Source organism: Haladaptatus sp. AB618 (assembly GCF_024136965.1).
GTDB lineage: Archaea > Halobacteriota > Halobacteria > Halobacteriales > Haladaptataceae > Haladaptatus.
Window position 1 is genome coordinate 241325 of record NZ_JAMYJX010000006.1, and the last position, 19551, is coordinate 260875.

The window sequence follows — 19551 nt, forward strand, 5'->3', positions numbered from 1 at the left end:
TCCTCCGTATTACCGAATCCACGTTATGAATATAGTTCGAAACAACCCGATAGCGTACCCAAGCTTCGGTTTCTTCGTCCGTCCTGCTTTTCGCTCCTCGACGGTGATCGGAATCTCTTCGATCCGAAGCCCGTTCTTTCGCGCTTCGATTATCAACTCGGGTGCGCTGAATCGCTCCTCGGTGAGCGTGAGCTTTTCCTCCACGGCTGTGCCTCGAATCGCGCGGTAGCCGTTCGTACAGTCGGTGATTTCGGCTTTCGTGAGCCGATTGATGAACCAGGTAAACCCTTGGATACCCGCTCGACGAACGGCGTTGTTCCCGGAATAGTCCGTGCCGAGTCGTCGGGACCCCATCACGTAGTCCGCCCTGTCTTCGATGATAGGGGTGACGAGACGCTCCAGTTCGTCCGCGGGGTGTTGACCGTCGCCATCCATCGTAACGACGATGTCCGCACCCCGTTTCGATGCCACCCTGAAACCGGTCCGTAGCGCACCACCTTGTCCCTGATTGAGTGGATGTTCGACGACGGTCGTTCCGTTTATGTCCGCCTGTCTGGCGGTACTATCCGCCGAACCGTCGGAAACGACGATGGCTTCCACCGAGTAACCCCGGATCGATTCCGGAAGGGATTGCAGCACCGGTTGGATCGTGTCCTCTTCGTTGTATGCGGGGATGACGATGGAAATCGTGTTGTAACCGCCATCCGACTGTACGCCCTCCGCCGAAACTTGATCGACGGAAAGGTTACGTACTAGGTTTGAGATCTCCCGTTTGTTTTCCCGACTCAACTTCACGACGTAGAACAGGATTCCGATGAACGCGACGTTCGAAACCAGCGAAATCGTAATAAACCGATTCTCGATGTTCAGCACGTTCCCGATGACGTCGTACATATTCGGGGAAACAGCGATCGTGAACAGTCCCGCCGCCACCACGAGACTGATCGTAAGTTCCGATTTTACGAACTGAGTCCTGTACCGTTCGAATCCCCATCCGACGACGAGAACGGCGAGAACGACGAGCAGTACCGAAAGAGTAGCATTCATCCATCTCCCCCCATAAAACGCTCTGTCGTAATCAGAACATATCCCTGATCCGTACTCATTGATTCATACACGTTTACTATGGTATTAACTGCCCTAATAATAAAGGTATCCTCGCCATCCAATTACAATTGAGGATGAACCAGGGGAAGGATGGAGACGCGATACGATGTTCGAAATCGTTCGTGCTCTCGTACCTGACGTCAACAACGGCCGTTGGTGTTCCCCCTCGAAACGGAGTATACGACCGGGTCCCTGCCGCTCACGGAGTAGACCACGTTTCGTCGGTCGTTGAATCGGTCGTATTCGGTGGCACTGATATGCGCTGGAGATCCGGGAAACAGTTGCACCCCGACCGATGACCACGACCGCCGGGAAACGACTGGGCAACTCGGCTCCGCCCCACTTCCGCGTAGCCATTCGTAGACGCCTCGTTGGGTCACGTTGTTTCCGGTTCGTTCCGGATAGTACCGCGAGGCCAATCTCGTCATGTGACCGTCTCCCGTCCACTGGTCGGCGTATGTGGACGCGAATGTGGCGGTCTCCATCTCCGGTTTCGTCACCAACGGCTGTGCCGAAGTCGCCCGTAATCCGCTGTACGCGAGCGGTGCGCTGATCACCGAACAGACGATGACGATGACCGCGAGCATTACTTTGAGACGGTCAGTTCGACGACGGAGGCCCACTGCGACCGTCCCCAGTCCAGCGAGGATCGCGAACGGGAGATGGACGAACGTCTGGGTTCGCACCGCGAGCGCCTGGTACTCCGGAGTAAGCCCGCCGGTCAACGCGAATCCGATGAGCGAGAGCGAAGCGAGAAGCATCGCTACCACGGCGTAACCGTCGATCCCCTCCCGGATGGAAAGCGGCGTTCCGCGGGCCGCAACGATCCCGATTGCAGCGATGGAGAGGACGAAAACCATGGTGAGTTCCCTCGTCGAAGCGGTTCCGGGAAATATCGGGAGGAAGTAGTTTCCGACGACGAGGCCAGCACCACCGAAGAGGATCAGCGTTGGAACTCCTCGTTGTAATCGCGGATCGATGGAAGGGAGCCAGAGCGTTAGCACGACGAGGACGATGATCCACGCCGCGAAGAGTCCCAGGGCGGAGGAAACACGAGCGTCCGGTAATCCCGCGGTCGTGTAGTAGAGTCCGGTGTACACCCCGAATCCGACGATGAGAGCACCAGCGGCCACGTTCGGCCCGCTCTCGGAGCGTTTGAGGAACAGAGCCAGCAACGAGATAGCGCTGAGAACGCCGACTATCGTACTGAGATTGTGGGTGAGCGGGAGGATGAAGAAGATCGATCCGGTGAGGACGTACCACGCCGGGCGATTGGTCCACAGGGCATACCCGAAGACGAAAACGCCCATGATGACGAAGACGTGACCCATCCCCTCGCTGCTCACCGCTGCTGACCGACCGAGAAAGATTCCGTCCGTGGCCAGCACCAACCCGGCCACCGCCGCCGCCGTTCGGACATCCGAGCGTGGCCATCGAAGCCGTCTCCCCACCCGTCGCGTCAAAACGACGACGAAGAGGCACGAAATCGCACCGATACTCGCCGTGAGATATTGTGCGATGTAGAGCGGGGGAATCCCCGTTATCCGACTCGTGATCGCGAACAGCGTCGTAAACGCGTACTCGTCCGATTGAACGCCGCCATGGGACAACGGGACGTGTCCGGTTGCCAGCGTCTCCCGGACGAGCACGGCGAAATGGAACCCGTCCAGGTTGAACGGCAAGGGACTCCAGTAAAGCGGAACCAATCGAACCGCCAACGCCACGAGAAGGACGGCGACGCTGACCAGAACGAAGGAACGACGGTTACTCATCGAAATCACCTCTCGAAGTCGTTTTCATCCCTCGAACACCGTCGCTTCTCATCAACGTCGTCGGCTGACGAACCAGGTACATTCCGACGACGATACCCGCGCTCACGAGAACGATTCCGAGTCCACCGACGAGACTACCGACCACCACGCTCGGCGATACCGTCGGCGTGATCCGAACGCCGTACACGACGAGGACGTTTAGCCTGGCTAGCAGTACCGTTGCGACGACTCCGAGAAGCGATGCGCTACCGATCGCAACCGCACCGATCACGACGGCGTCGGCTACGATCAACCGGAATACGCGGGTCGGCGACGCCCCTGTGGCCCTGTATATCCCGACCGCTCGTTGGCGAGCGTGCACGGCTTGCGCGAAGACGGCCGTCGTGCTTCCGACGGTCATCATCCCCGCGAGTACGACCAGGACGCCCAGTAGCACTTGGAGGTTTCCGAACACCGTGTTCAACGCTTGTGAAATTCCGGTACCACCCGTCCGTTTACCGCTGCTCGCATAGGCGGCGACGAGTCGTTCGTCGCCGCTGACCGTATACGCCGTCGTCGCCAAGCGATGACCCTCCGAAAGCACGTCCGCCGAATAGGTACCCGGGGATTGCCGTCCGATCGTAAACACCGTCGTCCTCGACGAGCCAGGTTCGACCGACACCGTGTGTCCCGCGTCCGCTGAAACCCCGGATAGCCGAATCCGACGTTCGAGCGTCGTGTTCCACGGATTGTACAGTCGCACGCGGGCCTCGGTTCGCGATAGCATACTCGGCGTCCGTGGGTGAAGCCGAACGTCGGCCGTCAGCGTCCTCCTCGCTGATTTCCTCGTTCGAACCGTTCTCGAGGTCGTTCGGTTCTTCGTCGTTACACGAACGGTGTGATTCCCCGCCGAACCGAGCGGTAGACGCACGCTTCCATCGTGTCCGGTTCGAACTGTGTCGTTCGCAACGCGAATCGTCGCGTTCGGTACCGGGTCGCCGTCCATCGTCGTGACGGTGACCAGCGGGCTGCTATGTGGTGGTGCCGTATTCGGTAATCCTTGCATCTGAATGGAATCCTCTGCGGTGACAGCGACCGTCCGCGTATACCGCCCCACGTGGATCGTCGTCCGTCCGTGACCCGGTGACGGTAGCTTGGTCGTCACCGCCCGTTGTTGGCCGGGATCGAGCGTTATGGGGACCGTCTTCGTGGAGTTCCCGAACCCAACCGAGACGTCGCGGGTCGCCTTTTCCGAACCGAAATTCCGAGCCCGTATCGTGACCGGGACGCTGGTGTTCTCACTGACTCGATTCGGTACGGAGACGCCGACGACGTCGACGGACGGACGGGTAGCGTCGTGTTTCAGCTTCGCTCCCGTTCGGATGATATTGACGGTCCCCTTCTCCCTTCCCGATAGTTGTTGTCCGACGGACAACGAAACGAGTAGTTGGTCGTCGTACGGACCTGCGGCGGAGTACACGCCGACGACACGAACCATCTCCAGTCCGGATTGGGTACTGCCCCCGAGCGGTACGCGATCACCGATTTCGATCCCCGATGTCCGCGCCAGGTCGGCACCGATCACCGCCTCGTTCGACGCGTTTGGACGCCGACCGCGTTCGAGTGTCGCGTTCGAAACCGCTTCGAAGGCCGAGTAGTTCGCGCCGCGGGCGAGAAACGGTTGTCCGTTTCGCACGGTGAAAAGGAGGATTTCCGGACTCGCGGGGATACCTTGTGCACGCAGGGCATCGGCGTACTGTATCGGAACTTCGCTCGCTATCGGATGGATCGCTCCCGGTTCCGTCACCGTCGTGCCCTGTGTCGTCACGAGCGGCCCCACGACGCCCGCCAGCGACGAGACGAGCACCACGACGACCGCAAATACCGTCAGCGTCGCAACGCTCGGGGCCAGTGCACGCCAATCGAGCAACCGGAGGGAAACGAATCGGCGAAGCCCACGCTTCGAACCCGCCCGGGGTCCTCCCCGTCCCATCGTCTCCGTTAGCCGTCCAGGCGGCCGATCGATGGTCGGCCATACCGCGATTCCACCAGCAACGACCCCGACGAGGATCGTCGCGACGTACATCGGGAGCAGGACCCCGAGGACACGCTCGGTAACCGAAACAGAGAGCGACGTCGGCAGTCCGGCGAAGACGGCCACATCGACCGCGACGTGCGGGAGGATGACGCCGATCGCGTATCCGAGTACCACCCCGGCCGTCGTCAGACCCCCGGCACGAAGCGCAAACGATCGAACCACGGTGAACGGATCGCCCCCGGTCGACCGCACGACGCGAATCGCCTGCAATCGGTCACTGACGGTCATGCGTGTCACGCTAAAAACGGTCGTCCCGACCAGAATCGCACTCCCGACGACGGTCAGTCCCAAGACGGTCAGTAACTGCCGTGTTCCGGCGACGAAAAACGCCAGTGCGGAACGCAGCGTGACGCCCCGTTCCGGGATGCCCGATCCGGATGTTCCACCCGCGGGTGTGATCACGAACGCACCGGTCGAACCGAGCCGTTTTACGAGCGAAGGGTGGGTTACGTACCAGTCCGGCGGGAAGAACTGGTGTGTTGACCCTCTCGGCGTAACCTCGACGGCCAGTTTCGATCGTGACCCGATAAGCCGCTGTCGTCCGGCCGACGATTTCACTCCACTCGTCACCCCGGTTTCCGGTGGGGGTGGAATGGATATCGAAGTGCCTGCTCGAAACGACCGTACTCGTTGCGGCGGGACGCCGACGACATATCGCGAGTCACCGTTCGGAAGGGTTACCGCTGCAACCGGGGCTACGAGCGACGTGTCTCCTGCATTCGATCGTGCGGCCGATACGGAATCGTAATATTTCGCCGTTCCGTCGCTGCTGTATCCTTTTGCGATCGTCGTCGTCTGCGTACTGGCCGCGGTGATGATCAGCGTCGTCCCGGTCAGAAACCCGATCGTCACCGCGATTACTACGATCGCTAAGATATCCCGTCGTGACCATCGCGTTATCAATATGTGTCGATATCCCATGGAGTCTCCATCGAACTGGAACGTCCCGTGATCGTATCGGTACCGGGGCGTTTGCTGTCCCCTCCATCCGATCACGGTGGTTCCGACGCACGGAGGGACTTCCATTTATTTATGGATTGTTCATCACTAAAAACTTCTCCCGGTCGGGTAGCAATGGACTTCCTCCTGTCGTTCGAGCGACCCCGAACGACGGTACCGGCTCGATTATTCCGACCCGTTTCCGCCGGTCACGTTGATCCAGAGGTGAAGCTCACGATACGCGTTATCCGCCGTCGGGTTTTTCGGTGGATTGCCTTTGTACACCAGGAACGTCAACCGGAGTCGAGTTCCGGTCATCGGTGGCGCGACCCGATACGTCGTTCGCCACGTTCCGTTCCGCTCGACGTTCGCGTGCAAGCGTTGTAGCTCTCGCTGATCGTGAATCGTCGTCTCTGTCGCCACTCCGCTCTCGTTGGCGTTCGTTCGGGATCGCCGTTCGTGGGTCCCCATCGTCACGTTCTGTAACAACACGACGACCGTGTACCTCTCGTGGCGATGTTCGTGATTACCGATACCGACGACAACCGGTTTACGCTCCCCCTGCGTGAAATTCGTCGGATAGTCGTCGGCGACCAGTTTGCCGTCATCGTTCTTCGTCAACAGATACACCTCGGTGAACGACTCTCCCTGTTTGGGAACTCCGATGGCGTAGGTCGCGCCCGCCGCGGCGAGCAGAATACACAGGACGAGGGCGACGTTCAACAGTTTGTCGGCGCGCGTCTCCGGGTCGAACAGTTCGTCCCGTGCGTCCTCGACCCACGTTCGGTACGGAACCGAAAACCGCTCCTCCTCGGGAAGGTCCCGTCGTCGAACGACCGCGACGAGGGTCGCACCGAGCGTGAAGGCGCTGATACTCAGGAGGAGGGGGACGAGTCGAATCCCCCACGGTGTGAAGTTCAACCCCAACCCGATGAGCGGGACGAGTACGATGCTCATTCCGAACGATATCGCCACCCGCTCGACGCCATCGATACCGCCGCTGAACCGCCACCGCCCCGTATCCGCGTCCCCTTCCTCGTTCTCTCCGTCCTCGTCGGTGACGGTGGGCGTCCCGGCTTCGGGGAACAATGCGGCGACGAACGCGTAACCCGGCGGGAAGAGGACGAACGGAAATCCGAGAACGACCCGAATCGGTGTCTCGTTGAGCCCCGGAACGAGAACGACGGTGCAGGTTACGATAACGAAACAGATAATCGCAGCTAGATCTGCGGGCAAACGGCGAACTGGGGCGGGAAGGAGAAGCCACGGATCGAACTCTGAGGCCATTCATTTCCTTGTGCAACCCTCATCATTAAAAACTCCCCGGCTCAGACGACAACCACCCCGACGGCGGACCGCGATCCCGGGATGGTCCGACGAGGACCGATCGCGAACGTGTCCGACGGCCGTCCGCTCAGTCCTCCCCGACGAGCGACGTGACCGAATCGAGGACGGATGTCGCCATCTCGCGGCTCACTCGCCTCGTGGTAAAGACCGCGTACTCGTATCGTTCGGTCACGTCTGCGATCGTGGACACCGTCTCGTCCGATAGATCGGCCTCGCGGCACGCGTTGTAAAACTCCCAGTGAGTGGACGTCGGGGTCGAAATCGCCGAGCCGAGTCGGTATCGGGTCGCGGAGTACGCCAACTCGACGGCTCGATCGTATTCGTCGGACTCGAACGCCGCCCGCGCCCGGTCGAGGAGTGTACCTGTCATCGCCGTGGACTCCGAACTGTCGGCGGTTGACGTCGTTTCCGCCGGTGAATCGGTCTCTGCTGCCGGACCGATACCGTCCGTCGTCGCCGTATCGCCGTCGCCGCCCGTTCTACGCCGAACCTCGTCGACGATCCCGGATTGCCACAGCAGCAGACTCCCGATTCCCACGAGCACGATACCGATGAGCCATCTGATCACCGTGTGATCGTCCGAGTGACCGCCGGGAGCGAGCACGAGTGCCGTCGTCGCTCGTGCCGATCGGAGGTTCGATCCCTTTCCGTCGAACGTCGCGACGACCTTCGTCCCGTTGTGATTCGTGAGGGCTTTCGATGGGAGTCGAAGCATCGTCCGGTATGTTCCGTTCGCGTTCGTCTGGACGGTTTTGACCGTCGTTCCACCGACCAAAATCGCCACGGGTTGGTTTTCTATCGGCGTTCCATCGGCCGCGCGCAACTTCCCAGTGAGTTTGACCCTTCGTTTTTCGCCCTTGGAACCGGTCCCATTCTGATTCCCCATCGGCGTCCCCGAGAGCGTGAGGTTCGTCGCCGTCGACTCGATAGTGATCGGTTTCCGTTTCGACGAAGCTGCGAGGGCCTTGTGTTGGAGCGGTATCGTGACCCGAACCGTTTGCGACCCGGGAGGCACCGTTGCCGGAACTCGTCGATGGAACGAGAACGTCCCGCCCGTCGTCGTGTTAGTCGTCCCGATCTGCGTCCCACCGATGAAGATCGCAACCGGGACGTTAACGGCGGGGACGGACTTCGAACGGACCTTTCCCGATACAGTTACCGTCTCGTTGTACCGTGTCCGACGTGTGTGTTTCGAGATCGTAACCGCCGATGGGACCTGTGAGACGTTCGCTCGAACGGTCGTATTCGAGCCGAGATAGATCGAACTGCCGGATGGCTGATAGTCGATTCGAAACGGCTGCGTACCGAGCGGAAGCACGGTCGGTCGTCCGACAACCGTGAACGTCCCGTTATCGTCCGTCTGAACGCGTATCGTCCGATTGTCTCCCATGTGGAGTCGGATCGATCGATTGCCGATTCCCGTTCCGTTTGCATCCGTTAGCCGTCCGGAGATCCTGAGTGGGTCGTGAAACGACACGGACGGAGACTCCACCGTCGCCGTCAGGTTCGTCGCGATGAACTCCTCCTTGCGGACCGCTGCTTGTTCCTTGCTGATGTTCCGCGTGACGTTGCGAACCGTTCGAATTTCGTCCGTCGTATCGATATTCGAATCGTTGGAAAGCCGACCGTAGTTCGAAGTGAGATCATCGCTCGACTGGCTGATGTTCTTCTGAATCCGGTCGAGGCGTCGAGCGAGATGTCGTGCTTTCCGGTCGTTTCCGTTCCGTTTCGCCTGCTCGTAGCGGTCGTGTAGCTTGCGGTACCGCTGGACGCGCGAAACATATTTATCTTGACTTTTCTGCGTGCTGTTCAGTGTTTTTGCGGTCTTGTCGTCTCGGTGTCCGTCCGTCTCCCCCGCCACGTCGACGTACTTGTCCAACGTGTCATCGTACTGATCACCTAACACGGATCGTGCTCTTTGGTACTCCCCCTGTTTGAGGTGGACGACGCTCCTGCCGAGTTGCGACGAAAGCTGACCGACCAGCCATTTTTCGAGTGCGGACGAATCCTGATCAGACTTCACGTCGTCGGGATTTTCCTGGTGAACGGTGGAGTTGTTCCCCGTGCGCGTCGGGGTACCCCTTTGCTCCGGATGGGACGTGATACTCGCCGCATCGGTCGTCGAGGGTGCGACGCCTTGCGTGGGCAACGCTATCACTGAGAGGAGGACGAGGAGGCTGACGAACACTACGAACCGGGACACAACTATATCGTCTCCGTCATCCGTGAAAATACTTCGTCCCGTATAATGATTTATCTACTTCATTAGGAAACATTTCCTATCACCTTTCCGAATAAATACATTCAATTGGGAGGGTCAAGTTGTGACGTGTATGGAGGTGACGCGGCGATACGAAGTCGGAGTGGTTCTCGGTTGTCTGCTCGCGGGCGGAGCGTGGCTCCTCCACGAACCGCTCTTCCTTCTGGGTACCGCCGGTATCGGTGCGTTCCTGCTCGTCCAGCAGTATCGGTTCACACGTGACGTTCTTCGGACGACCGACTCGCTCACGCTCACACAATCGGCGTCCCACGACCGCGTGATCACCGACGAGGATACCTCGATAGTTATACGGGCGACGCTTCCCACCACGTCATCGCTCGTAGTAACGGTCGAAGCTCGACCACCGATTTCGGCAACCACCCTCGAACCGGAGCGCCAGCGACTCGAACTCGGCCCCGGTGAACGGGACGGAACGACGACTTTCACGCTCGATTGGCCGGTTGCGGGACGTTTCGAATGTGCTCCACCGATGATCACGCTCGCTGATCAAGCGGGTCTGTTTCGCTCGGAGGTTCCGATGGGACCGACCGCGACCGTTACGGTCGTCCCACGACGCCCGCGGAACCTCCACGTCGGAGCCGGTGGTGACCGAATGCCGACCGCGTTCGGGGAACGCGAGACGCGTAGTCGGGGGAGCGGTCTCGACCCGGCCGATATTCGGCAGTACGTACCGGGTGATACGGCACGGAGAATCGATTGGAAAGCGACGGCTCGGAGTAACGGCCTCTATGTGCGCGAATTCGATGCCGAGACCGACGTATCGACGATTCTCGTCGTGGATCATCGATCCCCGATGACGATGGGCGTCCCGGGAGGAACGAAACTCGACTACGTTCGACACGTCGCCCTCGCGTACGCCGACCACGCCCGATCGAATACGGAGTCGGTCGCACTGTACACCGTCGGCGATTCGGGCATCACTAACGTGTACCAACCGGAAGCGAGTTCGCGACACTACGCCCAAATCGAGACGCAGATACACGATCTCCAACCGACGGCCGATACCGATCCGAACGATGCGGCGAAATCGGACGCACGATCCGGCCGACAGGAACGTGGGACGCGAGGATCGAATGACCTGGCGAGCCGCCTCGAAACCGACGGGTCGGCGTTCGGCAGGAACCTTCTGCCGTTTCTGTCCGACTCGCAGCGGTATGTCCAACACGTCGAAGACGATCCGCTGTACACCACGGCCCGAACTTATCTCCGCTCGATCCGGGGGTCGTCTATCACCGTCTTCTTCACCGACGACACGAATCGGACGGAGATCAGGAAAGCCGTCAAGGCGGCTCGTCAGCGATCGGAACACGTTCTGGTATTCCTCGTTCCCACGGTGTTGTTCGAACGTGGGACGCTCCACACCGTCGACACGGCGTACGATCGATACGTCGATTTCGAGGATTTCCGTCGCGGTCTCGATCGAATCGGCGGGGTCTCCGCGTTCGAAGTCGGACCGTCGGATCGAATCGACGCGATTCTGGCGACCACGCGACAAACGAATCGACGGACAGCGAGGAGACACTAACGATGCAAATGAAAGAGCTGACGATCCGAAGAGAACCGCTCACGTGGATCGGCGGTGTCGGAGCGTTTCTCGTGGCGACCGTCGGTACCGTTGCGATGGGACTGTCCGGTCTCATCTTCGGTATCGTATTTCTCCTGGTGTGGTACGCGGTCCCGACGCTGTACACCGTCGCATTCGGCCAACTCGTCGTTGTCGCCCTGTTCGCCGATACGGTCGGTGTCCGATATCTCGTCCCGCTAGAACTCGGTCTCCTCGTCGTTCTCGCCGGATCGGCCGCGACCCTCGACCATCCGCGTTGGCGAGCCCTCGCTACGAGCGGTCTGGCAGTCGGACTCGGGGCTGCAACGCTAGCCAGCTATCGCTGGACCGGCGACTACTGGTTGGCGATCGGAGTCGTCGTGATTACGTTCGCCCTCGCCGCGTACGGGATGCATCGGTACGAATGCGTCAAACTCGGACTCGTAGAGGATATCCCATGAGTGAGAACCCCGCACCATCGACGGTAAAGACGGACGACCGACGAACGGATTCGGAGCACGAGACGGCCGACGACTCCGCCGTCCGACTCGAACTACTCGCGGAGGAAAACCGCCACCTACGCGCCGAATATCGCCGTGCTCGCCGAGCGAATTATCGACGAACCGCGCTCGGGATGGTCGGAGTCGGGGCGCTCTCCGGACTCGGTGCCCTGCTGTTTCCGGCGTCACGAACCGTCTTCGTGGCGCTGGCCGGAACCGGGTTGTTTGCGGCCGTCCTCACGTACTTCCTCACGCCGGAGCAGTTCGTCTCGGCCTCGGTCGGGGAGCGAACGTACGCCGCACACGCTGCGACCGGTGCCGAACTCGTCGAGACGCTCGGTCTTACGGGGACGGAAATCTACCTTCCGACGGGTGAGACGGCGGGTCCGGACGCGGGAGTTCGGCTGTTCGTTCCGCATCACCACGAGTACGCTCTCCCCACTCCGGACGATCTCTCATCACCGTTCGTCGTAACGGACGACGAGCGTGAACGAGGGATGTCCATGCCATCGACGGGATCCGAGTTGTTCGTCGAGTTCGAATCGATGATCGACGACACCGCGGATCGACTCCCCGACCTCGCCGATCAACTCGCCGACACGCTCGTCGAGGGGTTCGAAATGGTCGAGGGCGCGACGACGGACGTAGAAGCCGAGGACGGCCAAGTCACCGTCGGCATCGACGGCAGTCGATACGGTCCCGTCGATCGCTTCGACCATCCCGTCGCGTCGTTCATCGCGGTTGGGCTAGCGCGGGAGATGGACCGCCCCGTCCTGCTCGATTGCACGACGAGTGAGGACGATCGGGTCGATTATCTCATCACCTGTTCGCTGCTCGATCGCGAATGATCGGTCTCGCGATCCGAAGAAACGATGACGGGTCGAACGTTCAGAAGAGCGCCACAGCGTGAAGGATAGGGGATTCGAGTTCAGTCGTCGTTCGACGGGTCCGGGCGTCCACCGTCGCTCGAAGCGGACACCTCGGCGGTATCGGGTGCGGTCACGCCGTTCGGTGGTTCGATACTGTCCAGCAACTCGTCGATGATTTCGACGGGTGACCTATCGCTCAACTCCGCCTCCGTACTCAAGACGAGACGGTGTCGCATCACGGCCACCACGACTTCCTTGACATCGTCCGGAATCACGTATTCCCGCCCGTGGATCGCTGCACGGGCTTTCGAGGTCCGTAGCAACGCGAGCGTCGCACGGGGCGACCCACCGTGTTCGAGATCAGAATGGGTTCGAGTCGAATCGACTATCGATTGGATGTATCGTTTGACCGGGTCGGCCACGTACACCGACTCTACTTGTTCCTGTGCTGTGAGGATATCGTCGAGATCGATGACCTGAGAGATATCGGTCGGATCGAGTTGTGGCGTCGCGTCGAATCGGTCGATGAGTTTCAACTCGTCCTCGGTCGACGGGATGCCGACCGTAAGTTTGCATTGGAATCGGTCGCGTTGGGCTTCCGGCAGTTCGTACGTCCCTTCCATCTCGATCGGGTTCTGCGTGGCGATGACCATGAACGGCGACGGCAACGAAAGGGTGTCCCCTTCGATCGTTACCGTCCGTTCCTGCATCCCTTCGAGGAGTGCGCTTTGCGTTTTCGGCGTGGCGCGGTTGATTTCGTCCGCGACCAGTAGATTGGTGAAGATCGGACCCCGCTGTAGTTCGAACTCACCCGTTCCCTCCCGATAGACGTGGGTTCCGGTAATGTCGGCCGGAAGGAGGTCGGGCGTCATCTGAATGCGTCTAAAGCCGAGACCGGTCGCTCGTGCGAACGAGTTCGCTATCGTCGTCTTCGCGACACCCGGAACGCCCTCCAAGAGGATATGCCCCCGCGTGAGGAGCGAGGTGGTGATCCCCTCCACGACGTCGTCACTGCCGATGAGAACGGCGTTCATTTCGTCAACCAGAGTAGAGTATAGGTCCTCGGGGTCCATCGTGGACAAAAATTGGCGCGCATTACGGATAAAACAACGGTTTCTTAGAGACAAAAACAACTCACGCGACGAATCGCTCGCCACCGGCCTTCCGGATGATCATCCCGAGAAGACCCGTCTCTCTCGCTATTTTTCCTGTGCTTCGACGATAGCGACGCTGGCGAGGTTGACGATGTCTTTGACGTCATCGCCGCGCTGGAGGATGTGCACGGGGTCGTCCATGCCGACGAGAATCGGTCCGACGGCGTCGGCACCGCCGAGACGCTGGAGGAGCTTGTAGACGATGTTCCCCGCTTCGAGGTTCGGGAACACGAGACAGTTCGCAGGTCCGTCGAGTTCCGAGAATCCGTACGTGTCGTCCAGTATTCCGTCGACGACTGCCGTATCGGCCTGCATTTCGCCGTCGACCTGAAACTCGACGGTCGGATCGTCGTGGAGTATCGACACCGCCTCACGGGGCTTTGCGGACCCCGCTGTCTGGACACTTCCGAAATCCGAGTATGAGAGGAGGGCTGCGCGGGGTTCCACGTCGAACCGGCGGGCGAGCGCCGCGACGTGACGGGTAATCTCGGCGAGTTCGTCGGCGCTCGGATCGAGGTTCACGGTCGCATCCGCGCAGAAGATCACCCTGTTCTTGAACGTGAGCATGTAGACACCGGCCACGTAGTCGGTATCGGGGGCGGTGCCGACGACTTCGAGCGGTGGACGGAGCGCGCTCGGATAGTGGTGGGCGAGGCCCGTGAGGAAGACGTCCGCATCACCCTGCTCGACCATGACGCTGCCGAAGTAATCGGGGTCGTGTTGGACGAGTTCGGTGGCTTCTCGGCGCGTGACGCCTTTTCGTTTCCGGAGATCGTAGAGCCTGTCGGCGTACCCGTCGTGACCACCGTCCTCGGGGTCGACGACCTCCGGATCGAAGTCGAGACCGAGGTCGATCGTCGTCGCTTCGACCTGTCGTTCGTCGCCGATGAGGACGGGGTCCGCGATTCCCTGTTCCTCCATCTGGGCGGCGGCGCGAATCATCTTCTCGTCCTCCCCGTCGCCGAGTGCAACGCGCTTCGGCTCGGTTTGGGCTTTGTTCAGGACGATGCGCATCATCTCGCGGCTCTTTCCGAGGCGGGCTTCGAGACTCTCTCTGTACTCTTCGAGGTCGACTTCGGTACGGGCGACGCCGGAGTCCATCGCGGCCTCGGCGACTGCGGGCGCAATTTCGAAGAGAACGCGGGGATCGAGCGGCTTCGGGATGATGTACTCGGGACCGAACTGAAGCGGCTGGTCGCCGTACGCGTCCCGGACCTGATCCGGGACGTCCTTCTTCGCGAGGTCGGCGAGTGCCTCCGCGGCCGCGACCTTCATCTCCTCGTTGATTTCCGTCGCACGGGTGTCGAGGGCACCGCGGAAGAGGAACGGAAAGCCGAGGACGTTGTTCACCATGTTCGGGTAGTCCGAACGCCCCGTCGCCATGATGACGGTATCCTCTCGTGCATTCTTGGCCTCCACGTATCCGATTTCGGGGTCGGGGTTCGCCATCGCGAAGACGATCGGATCGTCGGCCATCGACCGCACCATGTCCTGACTCACGACTCCACCGACGGAGAGTCCAACGAAGACGTCCGCGTCCTCCATCGCGCTCGCGAGTTCGCCACCTTCGACGCCGCGGGCGAACGGTTCCGCATGCGGATTCAGGTCACCCGCTTGTGCGCGCTCCTCGGAGAGGATTCCGTCGATATCGCTCATCACGATGTTCTCGTGTGGGACGCCGAGCGAGACGTAGAATTTCGCGCACGAGACGGCGGCCGCACCGGCACCGGAGAAGACGATACGGAGATCATCGAGCGTTTTTCCCGTAATCTCGACGGCGTTCAGGAGCGCGGCACCGGAGATGATGGCGGTGCCGTGCTGGTCGTCGTGGAAGACCGGGATATCCATTTTCTCCCTGAGGCGGGTTTCGATCTCGAAACATTCGGGGGCCGCGATGTCTTCGAGGTTGATGCCGCCGAACGTCGGTTCCATCGCCGCGACACATCGAACGAACGCATCGATGTCCGATTCGTCGAGTTCCACGTCGAAGACGTCGATATCAGCGAAGCGCTTGAAGAGGACGCCTTTCCCCTCCATGACGGGCTTCGATGCCTGCGCACCGATGTCCCCGAGGCCGAGAACGGCTGAGCCGTTGGAGACGACGCCGACGAGGTTTCCTTTCGCCGTGTACTGGTACGCCTCGTTCTCGTTTTCGGCGATTCGACGACACGGTGCGGCCACTCCCGGTGAGTACGCGAGAGAGAGGTCTCGTTGTGTGTTCGTCGGCTTCGTCGTTGCTATCTCGAGTTTTCCGGCCGGTTCCTGCTCGTGATATTCGAGCGCGTCCTCGTCGACATCCATACGTGAACGCTCTGTTTTCGGAACGAAAAAACCACCGCGTCAACCGTCTGAGTGCAACGATCATGCAGTTTTGTAAAACGGGCATCTTCCGGGCGTGCTCGAAACCCTTACGACTCCTGATACTATCGCCGAACGCAGGACTCGAACGATGTCGGTAACCGTGCTGGCGGAGCACTATAGTGAACGAGATGGTGTTCGTTGGTTGTGTTCATTGCTGAACACAAATGGCGTCCGTCGACTGTTGTAGATCGTACTTTTCGACGTCCCGACAAGGGTACCAAACGAACCGAATTCAGTACGCAACTCGTTCGACAACTGCCTGAACGAGCGTCGTCCCTCTCGATTTGGGCGGATGGACCAAGAGAACGCTACAATCGAGCTGGCTACTGATCTCGGTCGCCGGATCACCGAGAAGCATCTCGTGGAGGCGGGAGTGTGCGACCGTCCCTAAAATCGCCAAGTCAGCAGTTGACGCTTCGGCAACCAATCCATCCACCGTATCTGCCACCCTGATGATTTCGCTCTCCGTCTCGACCGAACAGAGTTCCTCGAGATCGGTCAAAAACGCACGTGTCACACCGAGTTGCTCGTCCGAGACATCCGAGTCAACGGCGGTGACGAACCGAATGGTCGCCCCGAACACACTGGCAATTGCATTGGCGATAGCCACCTTCGTTGGCTCGTACGGTCGTCGCTGAGTCAGAACCGCGATTTCGTCCACTTGTTCGAGTCCACGGTCCTGAACGAACGTCGTTGAACACGGCGCATGTTTCATGAACCAGTCGACGTCGCTTCCAAGTAACTCGGCGTGCCAGTGTTCCGGTCGCCACTCACCGAGAATGAGTTCGACACCGAGGTCGTCGGCATAGTTGATTACTGCCTTCTTTATGTCGTGACTGACGACCTCACTCGCCTCGATCCGAACCGGTAACTCGTCCGCTAACGCGCGCGTCTGGGCCTCGAATTGGCGGTCCTCCATGGTCAACTCGGTCGCCGACGAGAGGGGGAGTTGGTCCGGAACTTCCTCGAAGCGAATCGCGTGAACCGTTCCGCCTTGTTGCTGTGCCACGCACGCCGCGAGGCGGAGTAACGTCTGTTCCCGCTCGACGGACGTGTCCACGTCCATCGCAACGAGGACGTGACCGTCACCATCGGCAACTGCACGTTCCGTCTCGATCAACGTTTGAGAGCTCTCGGATCGTCGGATCGCATCGAGGGCTGCTCCTTCCCGTTCCGTCCGTTCGAGACCGTAGAATCGATACCACGCGAGGCCAAACAGGATGATTCCCAGTGCGCCTCCGAGTGCGACGACTCCCATCTGTGTCAGTAAGAGAAGTCCGCCGAGGGCACCGATTCCTTGCACTAGCGGATAGCCGGGGGCCGTAAACTCGGGGGAATACCACTCGAGGTCACTTTCGCGAAACGCGATGAGTGCTCCATTGATGAAGACGAAAACGAGGATCTGGAACGCACTCGCCAACTTCGCGAGATCGACGACCGGGACGAATGCGATCAGGACGAGCAGGATCAATCCGGTGAATCCGATCGAGTAAATTGGCGTTTTAAACCGTTCGCTCACTTCGCTGAACTGTGGGGGAGCGAGCGAGTCTCGGCTCATCGCGAGCGGATAGCGCGACGATGACAGTATTCCGGCATTCGCCATACTCGTCAATGCCAAGACCGCGACGATGGCAAGCACGAGGCCACCGACCGGCCCTGCAAACGATTCTGCCGCCAGAGCCATCGGCGTCAAACTGTGACCCGTCTGTAGCTCGGGTGCTGGTACGACGCCGACGATAACGAAAACGGTCAGCGTGTACACCAACATCATCACGAGGACCGAAACGAGGATCGCAATCGGAATGTTTCGTCCTGGGTTTTCGACTTCTTCGGCGACGCTGGCGATCTTCGTGACACCGGCATAGGAGACGAAGACGAAGCCAGTCGCAGCGAGAAGTCCGGTATCACCGTGCGTCAGAAACGGATGGTATTGTGCGTGATCGACGTACGTTATCCCCTCGGCCACGAACCCGACGAGAACGAGGAGGACGAAACTAACGATTCCGGCCTGTAGCCGACCGGTTTGCTTGACACCGACGATGTTGACGGCGATAAGAAGAACGCCGAGTCCGATCCCGACGAAAGTGAGTACACCCGTTGGTATGTCGATGAGCAACAGCAGGTACGCGCCCAGACCGACGAGAGCGAACGCGCTCTTGAAGACGAGCGAAAACCAGGCACCGATTCCAGCGATGGTACCGGGTAACGGTCCCATCGCGCGGTCGATGAAGAGATAGGTGCCACCCGCTTCCGGGATTGCGGTCGCCATCTCCGCTTTCGAGAGTGCAGCGGGAAGAACGATGATTCCCGCAAGCAGATAGGCCAAGATAACACTTGGCCCCGTTTTCGCCGCTGCGAGTCCCGGAAGGACAAAAATGCCACTTCCGATCATCGCTCCGATACTGATGGTGATCGTCGCGTACAGGCCGAGGTCGCGTTCGAGATTTTTTGCCATTGTCGATTACTTCTTTTTTACCGAGATGCGTTTCCGTTTCATCCGTTCGACAGTGTCGTGTGCGGAGTACCATAAATAATGACCCGAGTCGGCGCGTCGTCGAGAATAACGTCGGATACCTCCACAGACCGGATCATCCGTGTGAGATACAGCGAGGTCCGTCGAAATCGCGGCCAATACGGATACTGAATTATTTGAGTGCGGTGGAACGAGAGGAAGTATGATCGAGACGGTAGCCGTCACTGGCGGCAACGGTCGTGTTGGACAGGGCGTGTTGGCACATTTGAACGAGGAAGGCTATCGGACCGTCAACCTCTCACGGGGGAAGCGAGACGAGACGCATTCGGATGTGTATCTCACGACCGATTTAATCGACGCCGGTGAGGTCTATGGCTCGCTTGCAAGGAGTAATGCCGACGCAATCGTCCATCTCGGGATGCTTCCAACGCCGGACGTAACGCCAGGATATCGAACCTACGAGAGTAACGTCATGTCGAGTTACCACGTCTTGGAGGCTGCAGGAGCCCTTGGAGTCGACACGGTCGTTCTAGCGTCGAGTTTCAGCGCGATAGGTGGTGGATTCGAACCTGATGGCATTACCGTCGATTATCTACCTCTCGACGAGGACCACCGTCTCACACCGTCGAATCCCTACGGGATGGGCAAACAGACGCTCGAAATCGCCGCCGATGGGTTTGCACGTCGCCGTGAAAATCGACCCCGAACGATCACCTCTCTCCGATTCCCGTGGGTCGTCGATAACGATCTGGCATACGAGACGTTCGTCGAGGCCGATCGAACGCTGGCTGGGATGCGGGAATCGGGTCACTTCCACACCCAACGCAACACGTTGTTCACCTACGTTCACATGTCGGACGCTGTCGATCTCGTTGGAAGGGCCGTCGAGGCGACCTTCGATGGTCACGAGCGCGTCTGGGTATCGGCGCCGGACACCAGTGCCGAAACACCTACCCGTGAAATCATTCCGGAAATCTTTCCCGATGCCGAGGTTCGAAGCTATTTCGATGAGCACGAGCACGCGGCGTTGGTCGACACTGCGAAGGCACGAAACCTGTTCGACTGGACTCCCGAGTGGAGTTGGCGACGATTGGCATAACAGTGTATATATTGGGGCTAGCTGTCGTC

At 59.8% G+C, this 19551-nt stretch carries 12 protein-coding genes; 4 read left to right on the plus strand and 8 right to left on the minus strand.

Going from position 1 to position 19551, the window contains the following annotated elements; genetic code table 11:
* Positions 1 to 9: 9 nt before the first annotated feature.
* From NKF26_RS18095 to NKF26_RS18115, 5 genes are all read right to left on the minus strand, one after another.
* Entirely contained in the window at positions 10 to 1047 is a 1038-nt protein-coding gene (locus NKF26_RS18095; protein ID WP_253226884.1) for a DUF2304 family protein, read from the minus strand.
* A gap of 200 nt (positions 1048 to 1247) precedes the next feature.
* A complete protein-coding gene (locus NKF26_RS18100) occupies positions 1248 to 2879 on the minus strand; it encodes a sodium/phosphate symporter (RefSeq protein WP_253234696.1) in 1632 nt (543 codons plus the stop codon).
* Positions 2872 to 5808 carry an FtsX-like permease family protein gene (locus tag NKF26_RS18105; protein WP_253234697.1) on the minus strand — a complete coding sequence of 979 codons (2937 nt, stop codon included), beginning with the start codon at positions 5806 to 5808 and terminating at the stop codon, positions 2872 to 2874. Before NKF26_RS18105 ends, NKF26_RS18100 begins: the two co-directional genes overlap by 8 nt.
* 273 nt (positions 5809 to 6081) lie before the next feature.
* A complete protein-coding gene (locus NKF26_RS18110; protein ID WP_253226881.1) occupies positions 6082 to 7182 on the minus strand; it encodes a DUF1616 domain-containing protein in 1101 nt (366 codons plus the stop codon).
* A gap of 127 nt (positions 7183 to 7309) precedes the next feature.
* On the minus strand, positions 7310 to 9445 hold the full coding sequence (locus tag NKF26_RS18115; RefSeq protein ID WP_253226880.1) for a carboxypeptidase-like regulatory domain-containing protein: 2136 nt from the start codon (positions 9443 to 9445) through the stop codon (positions 7310 to 7312).
* 130 nt (positions 9446 to 9575) lie between these two features.
* Between NKF26_RS18115 and NKF26_RS18120 the strand changes: the two genes are divergently transcribed.
* The 3 genes from NKF26_RS18120 to NKF26_RS18130 are packed head-to-tail and all read left to right on the plus strand — an operon-like array spanning position 9576 to position 12414.
* Positions 9576 to 11048 carry a DUF58 domain-containing protein gene (locus NKF26_RS18120; RefSeq protein WP_253226879.1) on the plus strand — a complete coding sequence of 491 codons (1473 nt, stop codon included), beginning with the start codon at positions 9576 to 9578 and terminating at the stop codon, positions 11046 to 11048.
* Positions 11049 to 11050: 2 nt separating this feature from the next.
* Complete coding sequence (locus tag NKF26_RS18125) at positions 11051 to 11527, plus strand: hypothetical protein (protein ID WP_253226878.1); 477 nt, start codon at positions 11051 to 11053, stop codon at positions 11525 to 11527.
* A complete protein-coding gene (locus NKF26_RS18130) occupies positions 11524 to 12414 on the plus strand; it encodes a hypothetical protein (protein ID WP_253234698.1) in 891 nt (296 codons plus the stop codon). Before NKF26_RS18125 ends, NKF26_RS18130 begins: the two co-directional genes overlap by 4 nt.
* Before the next feature lie 80 nt (positions 12415 to 12494).
* On the opposite strand, the gene NKF26_RS18135 is transcribed toward NKF26_RS18130, so the two are convergent.
* The 3 genes from NKF26_RS18135 to NKF26_RS18145 all read right to left on the minus strand — a co-directional run bounded on the left by NKF26_RS18135 (position 12495) and on the right by NKF26_RS18145 (position 18405).
* Complete coding sequence (locus NKF26_RS18135; protein ID WP_253226876.1) at positions 12495 to 13508, minus strand: MoxR family ATPase; 1014 nt, start codon at positions 13506 to 13508, stop codon at positions 12495 to 12497.
* Between the two features lie 126 nt (positions 13509 to 13634).
* The gene (locus tag NKF26_RS18140) at positions 13635 to 15890 is read right to left on the minus strand and encodes an NADP-dependent malic enzyme (RefSeq protein ID WP_253234699.1); all 2256 of its coding nucleotides are present in this window, start codon (positions 15888 to 15890) and stop codon (positions 13635 to 13637) included.
* Between the two features lie 292 nt (positions 15891 to 16182).
* A complete protein-coding gene (locus NKF26_RS18145) occupies positions 16183 to 18405 on the minus strand; it encodes a universal stress protein (protein ID WP_253234700.1) in 2223 nt (740 codons plus the stop codon).
* A gap of 220 nt (positions 18406 to 18625) precedes the next feature.
* Here NKF26_RS18145 and NKF26_RS18150 point away from each other — a divergent pair, with 220 nt between their 5' ends.
* Entirely contained in the window at positions 18626 to 19522 is an 897-nt protein-coding gene (locus tag NKF26_RS18150; protein ID WP_253226873.1) for an NAD(P)-dependent oxidoreductase, read from the plus strand.
* The last annotated feature ends 29 nt before the right edge of the window (positions 19523 to 19551 follow it).

What these genes read in the sequence shown, in the direction of transcription:
- NKF26_RS18130 (WP_253234698.1), top strand. Translation starts at nt 11,524, where the DNA reads ATGAGTGAGAACCCCGCACCATCGACGGTAAAGACGGACGACCGACGA.
- NKF26_RS18140 (WP_253234699.1), bottom strand. Translation starts at nt 15,890, where the DNA reads ATGGATGTCGACGAGGACGCGCTCGAATATCACGAGCAGGAACCGGCC.
- NKF26_RS18125 (WP_253226878.1), top strand. Translation starts at nt 11,051, where the DNA reads ATGCAAATGAAAGAGCTGACGATCCGAAGAGAACCGCTCACGTGGATC.
- NKF26_RS18100 (WP_253234696.1), bottom strand. Translation starts at nt 2,879, where the DNA reads ATGAGTAACCGTCGTTCCTTCGTTCTGGTCAGCGTCGCCGTCCTTCTC.
- NKF26_RS18120 (WP_253226879.1), top strand. Translation starts at nt 9,576, where the DNA reads ATGGAGGTGACGCGGCGATACGAAGTCGGAGTGGTTCTCGGTTGTCTG.
- NKF26_RS18145 (WP_253234700.1), bottom strand. Translation starts at nt 18,405, where the DNA reads ATGGCAAAAAATCTCGAACGCGACCTCGGCCTGTACGCGACGATCACC.
- NKF26_RS18095 (WP_253226884.1), bottom strand. Translation starts at nt 1,047, where the DNA reads ATGAATGCTACTCTTTCGGTACTGCTCGTCGTTCTCGCCGTTCTCGTC.
- NKF26_RS18135 (WP_253226876.1), bottom strand. Translation starts at nt 13,508, where the DNA reads ATGGACCCCGAGGACCTATACTCTACTCTGGTTGACGAAATGAACGCC.
- NKF26_RS18150 (WP_253226873.1), top strand. Translation starts at nt 18,626, where the DNA reads ATGATCGAGACGGTAGCCGTCACTGGCGGCAACGGTCGTGTTGGACAG.
- NKF26_RS18110 (WP_253226881.1), bottom strand. Translation starts at nt 7,182, where the DNA reads ATGGCCTCAGAGTTCGATCCGTGGCTTCTCCTTCCCGCCCCAGTTCGC.